Annotated in this window: 9 protein-coding genes; 6 read left to right on the top strand and 3 right to left on the bottom strand. The window is 61.5% G+C overall.

Features of this window, described 5'->3' with window-relative positions:
- The 6 genes from HHL14_RS27980 to HHL14_RS27955 all read left to right on the top strand — a co-directional run.
- Window positions 1–4203 (top strand): beta strand repeat-containing protein (locus HHL14_RS27980; RefSeq protein ID WP_169500844.1); only part of this gene is annotated, 4203 nt, incomplete at its 5' end.
- Between the two features lie 133 nt (window positions 4204–4336).
- Window positions 4337–4675 carry a hypothetical protein gene (locus HHL14_RS27975; protein ID WP_169500843.1) on the top strand — a complete coding sequence of 113 codons (339 nt, stop codon included), beginning with the start codon at window positions 4337–4339 and terminating at the stop codon, window positions 4673–4675.
- A 190-nt stretch (window positions 4676–4865) separates the two neighbouring features.
- Complete coding sequence (locus HHL14_RS27970; RefSeq protein ID WP_169500842.1) at window positions 4866–6461, top strand: ShlB/FhaC/HecB family hemolysin secretion/activation protein; 1596 nt, start codon at window positions 4866–4868, stop codon at window positions 6459–6461.
- Window positions 6462–6491: 30 nt separating this feature from the next.
- Window positions 6492–8462 carry a peptide transporter gene (locus HHL14_RS27965; protein ID WP_169500841.1) on the top strand — a complete coding sequence of 657 codons (1971 nt, stop codon included), beginning with the start codon at window positions 6492–6494 and terminating at the stop codon, window positions 8460–8462.
- Between the two features lie 99 nt (window positions 8463–8561).
- A complete protein-coding gene (locus HHL14_RS27960) occupies window positions 8562–10460 on the top strand; it encodes a peptide transporter (protein ID WP_169500840.1) in 1899 nt (632 codons plus the stop codon).
- A 174-nt stretch (window positions 10461–10634) separates the two neighbouring features.
- Window positions 10635–10889, top strand: a complete 255-nt coding sequence (locus HHL14_RS27955; RefSeq protein ID WP_169500839.1) for a hypothetical protein — start codon at window positions 10635–10637, stop codon at window positions 10887–10889.
- A gap of 139 nt (window positions 10890–11028) precedes the next feature.
- Here HHL14_RS27955 and HHL14_RS27950 read toward each other — a convergent pair whose 3' ends face one another.
- The 3 genes from HHL14_RS27950 to HHL14_RS27940 all read right to left on the bottom strand — a co-directional run bounded on the left by HHL14_RS27950 (window position 11029) and on the right by HHL14_RS27940 (window position 14106).
- A complete protein-coding gene (locus tag HHL14_RS27950) occupies window positions 11029–12336 on the bottom strand; it encodes an SUMF1/EgtB/PvdO family nonheme iron enzyme (RefSeq protein WP_169500838.1) in 1308 nt (435 codons plus the stop codon).
- A gap of 267 nt (window positions 12337–12603) precedes the next feature.
- Window positions 12604–13407, bottom strand: coding sequence for a fumarate/nitrate reduction transcriptional regulator Fnr (gene fnr, locus HHL14_RS27945; protein ID WP_169500837.1), 804 nt, complete (start codon window positions 13405–13407; stop codon window positions 12604–12606).
- A gap of 231 nt (window positions 13408–13638) precedes the next feature.
- Window positions 13639–14106 carry a universal stress protein gene (locus tag HHL14_RS27940; protein WP_169500836.1) on the bottom strand — a complete coding sequence of 156 codons (468 nt, stop codon included), beginning with the start codon at window positions 14104–14106 and terminating at the stop codon, window positions 13639–13641.
- Window positions 14107–14217: the final 111 nt, after the last annotated feature.

Here is a 14217-nt window from a genome sequence, read left to right as displayed (position 1 = left end):
AACGTCAGCACGACGGACAATGGCACGCTGAATGTAACGGGCGACGTGTCGAACAATGGCTCGCTCGACACCAGCAATGGCGGTTCGACCGACATCAACGGCAACCTGTCGAACAACGGCACGGTGGACACCGACAATGGCTCGCTGAACGTCAACGGCAGCGTGGACAACAATGGTTCGCTGAACACGAGCGGTGATAACGGCACGACCAGCATCGGTGGTGACCTGAACAACAGCGGCAACGTCAGCACGACGGACAATGGCACGCTGAACGTGACGGGCAACGTCTCGAACGATGAGAACGGCACGATCGACACCAGCAACGGTGGCTCGACTGATGTCGGCGGTAACCTGTCGAACAACGGCACGATCGACACTGACAACGGCTCGCTGAACGTCAACGGCAGCGTGGACAACAACGGTTCGTTGAACACGAGCGGTGATAACGGCACGACCAGTATCGGTGGCGACCTGAACAACAGCGGCAACGTCAGCACGACGGACAATGGCACGCTGAACGTGACGGGCAACGTCTCGAACGATGAGAACGGCACGATCGACACCAGCAATGGCGGCTCGACGGACATCAACGGCAACCTGTCGAACAACGGCACGGTGGACACCGACAATGGCTCGCTGAACGTCAACGGCAGCGTGGACAACAACGGTTCGTTGAACACGAGCGGTGATAACGGCACGACCAGTATCGGTGGTGACCTGAACAACAGCGGAAACGTCAGCACGACGGACAATGGCACGCTGAACGTGACGGGCAACATGTCGAACAACGGCACGATCGACACCGACAACGGCTCGCTGAACGTCAACGGCAGCGTGGACAACAATGGTTCGTTGAACACGAGCGGTGACAACGGCACGACCAACATTGGCGGCGACCTGAACAACAGCGGCAACGTCAGCACGACGGACAACGGCACGCTGAACGTGACGGGCAACCTGTCGAACAACGGCACGATCGATACCGACAACGGTTCGCTGAACGTCAACGGCAGCGTGGACAACAACGGTTCGTTGAACACGAGCGGTGATAACGGCACGACCAGCATCGGTGGCGACCTGAACAACAGCGGAAACGTCAGCACGACGGACAATGGCACGCTGAATGTAACGGGCGACGTGTCGAACAATGGCTCGCTCGACACCAGCAATGGCGGTTCGACCGACATCAACGGCAACCTGTCGAACAACGGCACGGTGGACACCGACAATGGCTCGCTGAACGTCAACGGCAGCGTGGACAACAACGGTTCGTTGAACACGAGCGGCGACAACGGTACGACCAACATTGGTGGCGACCTGAACAACAGCGGCAACGTCAGCACGACCGACAATGGCACGCTGAACGTGACGGGCAACGTGTCGAACGACGAAAACGGCACCATCGACACCAGCAACGGTGGTTCGACTGATGTCGGCGGTAATCTGTCGAACAACGGGACGATCGATACCGACAACGGCTCGCTGAATGTCAACGGCAGCGTGGACAACAATGGTTCGCTGAACACGAGCGGTGATAACGGCACGACCAGCATCGGTGGTGACCTGAACAACAGCGGCAACGTCAGCACGACCGACAATGGCACGCTGAACGTGACGGGCAACGTGTCGAACGACGAAAACGGCACGATCGACACCAGCAATGGCGGCTCGACGGACATCAACGGCAACCTGTCGAACAACGGCACGATCGATACCGACAACGGTTCGCTGAACGTCAACGGCAGCGTGGACAACAATGGTTCGCTGAACACGAGCGGTGACAACGGCACGACCAACATCGGTGGTGACCTGAACAACAGCGGCAACGTCAGCACGACGGACAATGGCACGCTGAACGTGACGGGCAACGTGTCGAACAACGGCACGATCGACACCGATAACGGCTCGCTGAACGTCAACGGCAGCGTGGACAACAACGGTTCGCTGAACACGAGCGGTGACAACGGTACGACCAACATTGGCGGCGACCTGAACAACAGCGGTAATGTCAGCACGACGGACAACGGTACGCTGAACGTGACGGGCAACGTGTCGAATAACGGCACGATCGATACCGACAACGGTTCGCTGAACGTCAACGGCAGCGTCGACAACAATGGTTCGCTGAACACGAGCGGTGACAACGGCACGACCAACATCGGTGGTGACCTGAACAACAGCGGCAACGTCAGCACGACGGACAACGGCACGCTGAACGTGACGGGCAACGTGTCGAATGACGAAAACGGCACGATCGACACCAGCAATGGCGGCTCGACGGACATCAACGGTAACCTGTCGAACAACGGCACGGTCGACACCGACAACGGCTCGCTGAACGTCAACGGCAGCGTGGACAACAACGGTTCGTTGAACACGAGCGGTGATAACGGCACGACCAACATCGGTGGTGACCTGAACAACAGCGGCAACGTCAGCACGACGGACAATGGCACGCTGAATGTAACGGGCGACGTGTCGAACAATGGCTCGCTCGACACCAGCAATGGCGGTTCGACCGACATCAACGGCAACCTGTCGAACAACGGCACGGTGGACACCGACAATGGCTCGCTGAACGTCAACGGCAGCGTGGACAACAATGGTTCGCTGAACACGAGCGGTGATAACGGCACGACCAGCATCGGTGGTGACCTGAACAACAGCGGCAACGTCAGCACGACCGACAACGGCACGCTGAACGTGACGGGCAACGTGTCGAATGACGAAAACGGCACGATCGACACCAGCAACGGCGGCTCGACCGACATCAACGGTAACCTGTCGAACAACGGCACGATCGACACCGACAACGGCTCGCTGAACGTCAACGGCAGCGTGGACAACAACGGTTCGTTGAACACGAGCGGTGATAACGGCACGACCAACATCGGTGGTGACCTGAACAACAGCGGCAACGTCAGCACGACGGACAACGGCACGCTGAACGTAACCGGCGACGTGTCGAACAACGGCACGGTCGACACCGACAACGGCTCGCTGAACGTGAACGGCAGCGTGGACAACAATGGTTCGTTGAACACCAGCGGAGACAACGGCACGACCAACATTGGTGGTGACCTGAACAACAGCGGCAACGTCAGCACGACCGACAACGGCACGTTGAACGTAACCGGCGACGTCTCGAACGACGAGAACGGCACCATCGACACCAGCAATGGCGGCTCGACGGACATCAACGGCAACCTGTCGAACAACGGCACGATCGACACCGACAACGGCTCGCTGAACGTCAACGGCAGCGTGGACAACAACGGTTCGTTGAACACGAGCGGCGACAACGGCACGACCAACATCGGTGGTGACCTGAACAACAGCGGCAACGTCAGCACGACCGACAACGGCACGTTGAACGTAACCGGCGACGTCTCGAACGACGAAAACGGCACGATCGACACCAGCGATGGCGGAACGACAAACGTCAACGGCAACGTGTCGAACAACGGCACGATCGAGACGGACAACGGCACGCTGAACGTCAACGGCAGCGTCGACAATAACGGCACGCTGAACACGAACGGCGAAAACGGCACGACCAACATCGGCGGCGACCTGATCAACAACGGCAACGTCAGCACCACGAACAACGGCACGCTGAAGGTGGCGGGTAACATGACGGGCGTGCCGGGTGAAGGGGGAGGCGACAACGGCGGCGTGACGAACCCGGGTGAAGGTGGTTCGGGTGACGGTGGCTCGAGCGGCGGTAGTGGCGGTAGTGGCGGTAGTGGCGGTAGTGGCGGTGGCGGTGCCGGCGCGATTGCCGGAGGCGTCGGTGGAGCGGGCCTGCTCGGCCTTGCCGGTTGGTTCGTGTGGCACGATTTGACCCAGGGATGGATTCTGGAGAGCCCGCAGACTCTGACTGTGGTCGAAGGCGATGCCGTGGTGTGGGCCGATGCTACGCTGGACTCTGTGCACATCGATGCGCTCGAGATGCAGGCGGTCGTAAGTCTGCACACGAAGACCGGCGTGATCGAACGTACGCTGATGCTCAAGGACCGCGCGGATGGGGTCGACCATTTTGAGGTGGACGATCCGTCAACGCAGACGCACACTTCGCTTTCGTACAACCGTGAAACCCACGAGTATTTCTTTGAGGAGAGTGGTGTGAAGGACGGCAAGCCGTACACCGTCAGAGCTCACGGTTGGCTCAAACCGCAGGCCAAATCCGCGGAGGCCCACTAACAGATGTTTGCGGGGATCTCTGAGTCGCCCGCTTGAGTAAAGTGTCGCAGACCGTCGGAGGTTTGACGGTCTGCGACGGTGTTCGTGGTACGAGTGTCCGGGATCTATGGGTCGTGATGTGCACGAGCCCCGGATGGCAGGTAAATCGGACTCGAAATCGGCATTGATAGTCGTCAATTTCCGCTTCGATTTTCTGAAAAGCGCAGCATTGCGTGATTGTGTCCTCATCGTTGCGTCAGCAACGTATCGGATGCAGCGGACTGGGAGTAAGCAGAAGCAAACCGGATGCCAGGCGCGGTTTGCGAGCAGCACGACGGGCCTGAGCAAGGTTCCTGTGTTGCATCGAGTGACGGCATGGATGCCGGTCGGGGACGCAGTTGCGTTGAGCGCAGAAGGCGGTCCCGCAGGTCTCTATTCCGGAGTCCGGACGTTATGCAAATTTAACGACCGCGTTTGGATCAGTGGCGAATGAGGTTCGCACCTGAGCGCGGTTTTCTGTTTTCCGGGGGCTGCCGGTATGTGCCAGCGGATTTCGGGGTAGGTCATTCATGTTTTCAATCAGAAAATGCGATCTCCGTTTGCCGCGTGGTCAGCGGTGGTCGATTCAGGCGGGAGGATCGCTGGTAGCAGCAGGACTTCTGTGGACGACGAACGCGCTCGCCGTGCAGGCCGACGCGCCGGCGACCACGCCTGTCGTCGTCGCGGCCAGCGCCCCCACGGTGCGCGTATTTCCGGCCGGCAGTACCCAGGAGTCGACCGTGCAGGCCGCTCTGAGCGACATCCTGCATCGGGACGCACCGCCCACTACACTGCAGGAAGTCGATCAGTGGTCGGCGAAGCTGACCGCAGCGCTGCGCCGGGGAGGATTTCCGCTGGGGCAGGTGCTGATGACGCAGCAGGACTGGCAGGTGCTCGAGCGCACGGGGCAGCCCGTGTTTACGGCCTTTCCGGGTCGTATCGGCCAGATCGTTATTCACAACAAATCCCGGGTGGCGGACGAGCGGCTCTATCGTCTGGTCACGCACGCGTTGTGCGGCAAGTCCAGTCTGGATGAGGTCTGTCTGTTCCAGAGTTCGCGCTTCGAGCGGACCACGCAGCTGCTGCAGGATCTGCCCGGCGTCGCGCTCGATGGCGCTCCGAAGTTCGCGCCCGGCGACGCCCAGGGCACCGTGAAGGTCGACTTTGCGGTGACGCAGAAGGGCAAACCGCTCTCGGCTAGCGTGACCCTCGACAACAACGGCATCGATGCCACCGGCCGTATGCGTGCCGGGGTGAGCGTCGCGGGTAACAACTACTTTGGCCTGGGCGAAGACTACGCATTCTCGATCACCGGGACGGACAAGCGGATGTGGACCGGCGCGCTGAGCGCAGGCATTCCCGTCTTCTCGGACGGAATGCGCCTGACCGGCGGCTTCAGCCGGCAGCAATATTCCGTACTGGCTGGCGGGACCGCTATCGCCGGCTTTGCCAACACGGTTTCCGCCGGGCTGCTGTATCCGTTCACGCGAGGCCTGGACAGCAACGTGTGGGGCGGGCTGTCTGTGCTGCATACGAATACATCGTTAAATTACCGTGACTTCGGTGTCGGCACGACGAGTTCTCTCGACTCGATGCAGCTCTCGCTGACGGCCAACAATGGCGACCGCGCGCAGCAGTTGCGCACCAACGTGTGGAGCGCCCAGGGCGCGTTGACCTTGGGTCATCAGCGCAACGACGACCCGAACGACGTCGGACCGCATCGTGCCGGCAACTATCTGAAGCTGGCGGGCACCGGCGTGGGCACGTACGCGCTGGATCGTTCGGGCGATCTTTTCCTGCGCGGACGTGTCACCGCGCAACTCTCGGACCGGAACCTGGACCCTAGCGAACAACTCCTCGTCGGCGGTCCGAACGCAGTTCGAGCGTACCGGCTCGACGAGCCGTCGGCGGACGAAGGCGTAATCGCGAGCGTGGGTTTGTATCGGCGTTTTTCCGTGGCCACTGGTCACCAGATCCAGCCCGGCATTTTCGTCGATTATGGCCTGGCCCGCGTCAACCACAGCCCGTGGCAGGACTGGGCGGCGGCCTACCCGGGCGTGCCCGGCGTCACAAACATCCGGCATCTCGCCGGCTACGGAGCTAGCGTAGACTGGCTTACACCTTATGGCGCGATCGTCTCGGTATCGGCGTCGAAGGCTTTCGGCTTTTCCGACGACTCATGGGTCGACCCGGGCCGCAAGCCCATACAGTATTGGCTGTCAGTGACGTGGAATCACTAGTCGCGGTCTTCACCTTCTTCCGGATGCATCATGGCTGACAAGTTTCCCATTAACGAATTCGAATATCACGTCTATCGGCGCGACCGCGAGACGGCTGCCCGCACGCTCATCAGGCTTCTGGAGATCATCGACTCCCACTATGGCGTGTTGAAAAACGTCGACGCGTGGGCGCAGTCCGAAGCAGCCGGTGACATCATGGACGATCACCTGCTGACCCGACTGACGAGCGCGATCACGAGCCTCGCAACCGATCCGGAATTCACGGTCTCGGACTATGGGGTCGCGCGTCTTGCGCTGTTTCATCGCTGGATGTCGGCGCTATTTTCCGCGAGCTCGTTCCGTAACGCCGATCACATCCTCCGGTCGCTGGGCGCGGTAGCCGACGCCAAGAACGTCGTGCAACTGCGCAACGCCGAATCGCGCAAATTCCAGCTCTTCTATCTGACCGACTCCGAAGTGCGGCTCGACTGGGACGTGTTCTGGAACCTCGACAGGATGCGGGCGGCCAACCTTGCCATTTCCATTCTCTCCACGCGGCTGATGGCTTCGCCGTCGGCGCACGCGAAAAGGGAAATGCTGCTGAGGTGGCTGCCGCCGAAGTTGCCGGAACTGGAGTGGGATCAATTGCCGGGTGGCGTGATCCACGACGCCTATATGCACTGCTCCTACGCGGATCTGCCCGAGAAGCACGACATCAAGCGTGCGATCAACGTGCTGATCCGGCGCAAGCTCGCAAGCGTGGGACTGTCCGATGTGACGCGCGAAGCGCAAGCGCCCGCCGAAGGCGAAAAGCCCGTGCTGCTGGTGGTGCTGGAGTGGTTTTCGAAAAACCATTCGATCTACCGTACGCACTCGCAAACGATGGTCGCCATGCGCGACAAGTTCCACCTGATCGGCATGGGCTACGGCAACAGGGTCGATGACGTAGGTAAGGAGGTGTTTCACGAGTTCATCGAGCTCAAGGGCGGCCACCTTTGGGAACACGTCGCGCACGTGCGTGAAGTGAGTGAAACGCGCAACGCCCAGGCCATGTATATGCCGAGCGTCGGCATGTTCCCGATCACGATGGTGCTCGCCTGCCTGCGAGTCGCGCCGCTGCAGATGATGGCGCTCGGCCATCCGGCGACAACCCACGGTCATGCGATGGACTACGTCGTCGTGGAAGAGGACTACGTGGGCGACGAGGCGTGCTTCAGCGAGGCGCTTCTGAAGCTGCCCGCGGACGGCATGCCGTACCGGGCGCCCGCGGCCATGACGGAGCTGAAGCTCGAACCGGGGCGCCTCGGGCCGCGGACCACGCCGGACACAGTCAGAATCGCGGTGGCGGCGACCATCATCAAGCTCAACCCCAGGTTCCTGCGGATGTGCGGCCAGATCGTGCGGGAAGCGAAGGTCCCGGTGGAATTCCACTTTCTGGTGGGGCAGGCCAACGGGATCACCTATCCGCAGCTTTGCCACATCATCCGGCGGCTGGTGGGCAAACAGGCCGTTACGCACAAGCATCAGAATTACGAACGCTATATGCAGGTGATCACCGACTGCGATATGTTCATGAATCCGTTCCCGTTCGGCAACACCAACGGGATTGTAGATACCGTGTGGGCCGGGTTGATGGGGGTGTGCAAGACCGGTCCCGAAGTGCACGAGCATATCGACGAGGGGATGTTCCGGCGTCTGGGGTTCCCGGAGTGGACGATTGCGCATACGCATGATGCTTACAAGGCAGCTGCGCTGCGGATGATCCACAATACCGAAGAGCGCCATCAGCTTGCCGCGGAGTTTGCCGGCCCGCGTGCGGTCGAAAAACTGATCTTCGAGGGGCGGCCGGAGATTCTGGGTGAACGTATCCAGGGGTTGTGGCGCGATCGTTTGCATGGCGCGAACCCGGATCTTGACAAGCCCGATCACGACAAGCCGGAACTCGACAAACCCGATCTCGACAAGCCGGCCACGGATCCGCTAAAAGCCGCGAAGCGTGCCCGGAAACGCGGCCGTAAGTAGAGCGTAAAGTGGCTCGAGCGCGACGCATGGCCAAAGTCCATGTCGTCGCCTGTCGAACGGGATCGCCGCCGTTATTCCCTCAAGTCTTCTGGAAACATCATGACCGACCGGTTTCCCATCAACGAGTTTGAATATCACTGCTACCACCGCGAACACGAGCAGGCGGGACGACGTCTCCTGCAATTGCTCGAACGGGTGGACGCCAACTACGGCACGCTGATGGACGTCGACGAGTGGGCACAGTCCGAGCAGGCTAGCGACATCATGGACGACCACCTGCTCACGCGGCTTGCCTCGGCGATCACGGCGCTCGCGACCGATCCGGCGTTCACCCTGTCCGAACACGGGATATCGCGACTCGCGCAGTTGCAGCGCTGGCTGTCGGCGCTCTTCGCCGCGAGTCCTTTCCGCAACGCGGACCACATCCTGCGCGCACTTGGTACCGATTCGGCGGCCAAGAATATGCTGCAGATGCGTTACGGCGAAGCGCGCAAGTTCCAGCTGTTCTATCTGACCGATTCGGAAGTGCAGCTGGACTGGGACGTGTTCTGGGAATTCGATCGCGTGACGGCGGCACGCCTCGCGGTGTCGATCCTCTCCACACGTCTGATGGCATCGGCTTCGGCTCACCAGAAGCGGGAGATGCTGCTCAGGTGGCTACCGCCCAAACTCGCCGAACTGGAATGGGACCAGCTCCCCAGCGGTGTCATGCATGACGTGTACATGCATTGCAGCTATGCGGATCTGCCCGCGAAGCACGACATCAAGCGCTCGATCAATACGCTGATCCGCCGCAAGCTGGAGAGCCTGGGGATGAGCGACGTGACCCGTGCGGCTCAGGCGCCGGCTGAAGGGACGAAACCCGTCGTGCTGGTGGTGCTGGAATGGTTCTCGCAGAACCACTCGATCTATCGGACGCATTCGCAGACGATGGTGGCCATGCGCGAGCGGTTCCACCTGATCGGTATGGGTTACAACGACCGGGTCGACGATGTGGGCAAGGCCGTCTTTGACGAATTCATCACGCTCGAAGGTAACGACGTCTGGGAGAACGTGGCTCACGTCAGGCAGGTGAGCGAAAGCCGTCATGCGCAGATCGCGTACATGCCGAGCGTCGGGATGTTTCCGATCACGATGATTCTTGCCAGCCTGCGGGTCGCGCCGTTGCAGATGATGGCGCTCGGCCATCCGGCGACGAGCCACGGCCATGCGATGGATTACGTGGTGGTCGAGGAGGACTATGTCGGCGACGACGCATGCTTTAGCGAAAAACTCCTGAAGCTGCCGCGCGATGGCATGCCGTACCGTCCGCCGACGGCGATGACGCAGATGAAGCTCAAACGCGGCCATCTGCCGCCGCGGGTTGCACCGGACACGGTCAGGATCGCCGTCGCGGCGACCATCATCAAGCTGAATCCCGGCTTTCTGCGGATGTGCGGCGAACTGGTGCGCAAGTCGAAGGTGCCGGTGGAGTTCCACTTCCTCGTTGGACAGGCCAACGGCATTACCTACCCGCAGATCAGTCACATCATTCGCGGCATGGTGGGGCGCGAGGCGGTGACGCACAAACATCAGGACTACGAGCGTTATATGCACGTGATCGCCGACTGCGACATGTTCCTGAATCCGTTTCCGTTCGGCAATACCAACGGGATCGTGGATACCGTCTGGGCGGGGCTCGTCGGCGTGTGCAAGACCGGACCTGAAGTCCACGAGCATATCGACGAAGGCATGTTCCGGCGACTCGGATTCCCGGAGTGGACGATCGCCAGCACGCTCGAGGACTACAAGACCGCGGCCCTTCGGCTGATTCACAACCGCGAAGAGCGGCATCAGCTTGCGCAGGAGTTCGCTGGCCCTCACGCGATCGAGAAGCTGATTTTCAAGGGTCGTCCGGAGATTTTGGGCGAGCGCTTCGAGTCACTGTGGGAGTCGGCAAAGCAGGCGGATGCGGATTCGCCGCAGCGCGAGGCGCCGAACACCGGGGCGTCGGCCTGAACGGGCGATGCGGATCCGGGACGCCAGATAGCACGTTGGCGTGCCGTGGCGTCGTATCCGCATCGATGACCGGTGCCGCAATATGAAGAGCGGGATCGTTCGATAACGTATGGAGCGTGTCCGGCGGAGCGGCTGTTCCCGGCAGTTTCGCTGGAAAATTCCTCGGAGTAACGGATGTCCGATCTGGATTCGACGGCCAGGTCCCCGCGGTGGGGCAAGGCGCGTTTCAAGCTGTTCTTTGGGGGAAAGGGTACGGTGGTTCGCGTCACCACCGTTCAGAGTAGTGGTAGCAGCGAGCGCGACAAGGAGTGCATCGCGTGGTGCTGGACTCGCACTATCCCCATCGTAAAGAAAGGTGTGCGGACCAACGCGCAGTGGTTCATCCTCGACATCGATGCCGGTGCGGTACTCGAGATGCCGAAGCATTGAGTGTTCAACGTCGGTCACTCACCTCGCCGGGTTGTCGTGAGGCAAGCTTATGAATTTGGCGGAACGTATCGATCGGTTGGCTCGAGTTCGTCCCGGACACACCTCGCCCTATGCGTTGAGCGTAGACGCAGTCGATGGGCTAGGCTTCGTTTGCCGCAGCCCGCACACACCTGAACCCTGCATACACATACTGATAATGCGGCTGGAACCAGTTGCGGAATTCCGGTCGCAGCATGCATTGCGCGGTGCGCGCTGAGCCGCCCTTGAGTACGTAATGCTGGCCGTCGAAAAAGTTGGCCGAATAGCCGGGATAGAACGGAAACGCTTCGAAGCCCGGCAGCGCTTCGAATAGCGTCGAGGTCCATTCCCAGCCGTTGCCGAACTGGCCTTGCACGCCGAAAGCGCTGACGTTGTCGGGATGGGCGTCGACGGGCTGCGGGTCCCAACTGCGGAAATCGAAATTACCCGATGCAGCGTGAGGCGCGCCTTGTGCCGCGCGTTGCCATTGCGCTTCGGTCGGCAGCGCCTTGCCGGCCCAGCGGGCGAACGCGCTGGCTTCGGCGTGGCTCACGTAGACGGGCCAGTCGAGCGGCAGCGGCACTTCGTCGAACATCGTGCGTAGGGTCCATTCGGGGTGGCCGTTCCGCGCGGCGCGTTGCGACCAGCCAGCCGGGTGCGCGATGCGCTCGGCTTCCTTCCACGCCCAGTCCTTCAGCGACCACCACTTCGTCTCGCGGTAACCGCCGTCGTCGATAAATTCGACGAACGCGCCATTCGTCACCATATGGCGATCGATCTCGAACGCGGGCACGTCGATGCGCATTTCGCCAAACTCGTTGTCCCAACCGAAGCGTCCGGCTTCGCGCGCCATGCCGAGCATGCACGGGCCGGCCGGCACGCTGATCATCGACGACAACGCGTCGTGCCGCTCGGTCTGGGTCATCACCGGTTCGCGCAACGCGGTGGTCTTCTGCGCGAGCGGCAATTGATGGAGCATGTAGGCGAGGGTTTCCGCATGCATCAGGCGATGCTCGATCGCGACGTTCAGCAATTGCTCGGCCGCTTTGTTTTGCGTCGGACTGCCGAGCGCGGCAAGCGCGCCGTCGATCTGCCGGCGGGCGTGCGTTGCGTATTCGCGCACGATCTCGAGCGATGGCCAGTCGGCGGGTTGATCGGTTGGAAAGCCGCCGCCGACCGGATCGATACCGAATGCGAATAGCTGGTCGAGTTCCGGTGCGAACGCGGGCAGGTCGAACAGACGCTGGTCGAGCAGGTTGCGATCGAACGCTTCGAGATGGCCGATGTAGAACACGATCCGGTGACGTTCGCGGATCGGCCGTTCATATAGATAGTCGGGTTTGACGATCGCAAAGAGGGCGTCGCTGACTTGACGCGCATCGATCAGGCGCTGCACCAGCGGGTGATGCGGGGCGGGATCACGATTCATTTCGCCGGGTCTCCTTACCTGGGTCCCATGCAAAGCGGTCGACCCAAGCTAGCGCTCCAGCGCCTGCCTGGGCTCCATGCAACACGGCTACTGCGGGGAACAATCCAAAGACTCTACCCGGTCGCAGGAGCCATGCCAAGGCGAAATGAATGTGGGGGACGGGCCGCGCGGGAACCGGTCGGACAACACCGGCAGCGCGGCTCGATTGGATGAGGTGACCACGTGGGGCCACGCCGGACGGACCCGTCCGCCGGCTGTCAGATGCGTTTAAACCTGCCGCAGACCTTCGAGATCGACGATCCGGATGTGCTTGCCCTGTGTGTCGATCAGGCCGCGCTTTTGAAATCTTGACAGGGTGCGGCTGACGGTTTCGAGCGTCATGCCGAGATAGCTACCCATGTCCTCGCGCGTCATGCGCAGATTGAATTCCGACCACGAGTAGCCGCGCTGCGCATTGCGTTGCGACACGTCGAGCAGGAACGCGGCGACGCGCTCGTCGGCGGACAGCGAGCCGAGCACCATCATCTGAGCGGCCTCGCTGACGATCTGCGCGCCGAGCAGCTTGTGCATCCGGTCCTGCATCGAGCTGATTTCGCGGCACAGCAGCTTCAGCGGGCTGTAAGGGATGATGCAGACCGTGCTGTCCTCGAGCGCGACCGCGCTGCAGGCATGCACGTCCGCGCTGATGCCGTCGAGCCCGAGCGCCTCGCCGGCGAGGCGCAGGCCGGTGACCTGCTCACGACCGTCACGGTGGATCATCACCGTTTTCATCGAGCCGGAACGCACCGCGTAGATGCTGTCGAAGCGGTCGCCGCTGCGATACAGCGCTTCGCCGCGCTGCACCGAGCGCGCGGAGCAGATGAGCGTTTCGAGCTTCGACAATTCGTCCGCCGACAGGCCCTGCGGCATGCATAGCAGGCGCATCGAGCAACTCGAGCAGCGCGCCGCGGTGCGCGTGGCCGCGCGGGGCGGTGGGCTCTGGCGGGTACCGCGCGTGGGCGGCGAAACGGTGGTGTGCTCGGTACTGCCGGAGGACGGGGTTATCGGACGAGGTTGGGTCGGAGTCAGCATGATCTGCACGCGCTTATTGTTAGCGTATGAGTAGATTGTCCCATCCGCTATGACGCGCAACTGGCGGCAAAGTGACGCGTCCGGCTGTCAGGTGTCCTGAGCGACGGAGTGCGCTTTGACGGGAGTGGGAAAGGGAGCCGCTGGGTAGTGCCGATGAGTTGCATCGACCGGGACGGCGGCTCGCCGGGGCGGGGCGACGCGTGGCGCGTTGCCCCGTGCGAAATGGAAAAATCAGGCGGGTTCCTTGTCCGTGCCGGCCGCCGACGGAATCAGCAGCACCGGCAGCGTGGCCTGACGCACGCAGCGCTCGGCGACGCTGCCAAGAATCAGCCGCTGGAAACCGCGCCGGCCATGCGTGCCCATGACGAGCAGGTCGGCGTTGAATTCGGCGGCGGCTTGCAGCACGATTTCCGAGACATCGCCGAGCGATGAGGCTTCGGACACCGCCGGATCGCCTTTCACGCCCTTGTCGGCCATCGCCTTCGAGAATTCGGCGCGGAGCTCCTGGCCTTCCTCGACCAGCCGGGTGCGCAGAATCGACGGGTCGTAGCCGGGCGCCTCGAAGTACATCGGCGTATTTTCGACGACATAGAACGGCCGCAGCACGGCGCCGTTGGTTTGGGCGAGATCGAGTGCCGCTTCGAACGCACGGCGTGAGGTGTTGCTGCCGTCGACCGCTACAAGAATGCGTGTGTACATATCGGCTCCACGTCTGAAAGTGCATCTGCCGCAATGATTGCCACGGCAGGGTTTATTGATCTTTTATACCAACGAAGCTTAGATGATCGCCAGAAAAGATGCACTGAACCA

It is taken from the genome of Paraburkholderia antibiotica (assembly GCF_012927125.1).
Lineage (GTDB): Bacteria > Pseudomonadota > Gammaproteobacteria > Burkholderiales > Burkholderiaceae > Paraburkholderia > Paraburkholderia antibiotica.
This window is presented reverse-complemented; position numbering and strand designations above follow the sequence as displayed.

Coding starts and splice junctions, on each gene's coding strand:
- HHL14_RS27955 (WP_169500839.1), top strand. CDS start 10,635: ATGTCCGATCTGGATTCGACGGCCAGGTCCCCGCGGTGGGGCAAGGCG.
- fnr (WP_169500837.1), bottom strand. CDS start 13,407: ATGCTGACTCCGACCCAACCTCGTCCGATAACCCCGTCCTCCGGCAGT.
- HHL14_RS27965 (WP_169500841.1), top strand. CDS start 6,492: ATGGCTGACAAGTTTCCCATTAACGAATTCGAATATCACGTCTATCGG.
- HHL14_RS27950 (WP_169500838.1), bottom strand. CDS start 12,336: ATGAATCGTGATCCCGCCCCGCATCACCCGCTGGTGCAGCGCCTGATC.
- HHL14_RS27960 (WP_169500840.1), top strand. CDS start 8,562: ATGACCGACCGGTTTCCCATCAACGAGTTTGAATATCACTGCTACCAC.
- HHL14_RS27940 (WP_169500836.1), bottom strand. CDS start 14,106: ATGTACACACGCATTCTTGTAGCGGTCGACGGCAGCAACACCTCACGC.
- HHL14_RS27975 (WP_169500843.1), top strand. CDS start 4,337: ATGGCAGGTAAATCGGACTCGAAATCGGCATTGATAGTCGTCAATTTC.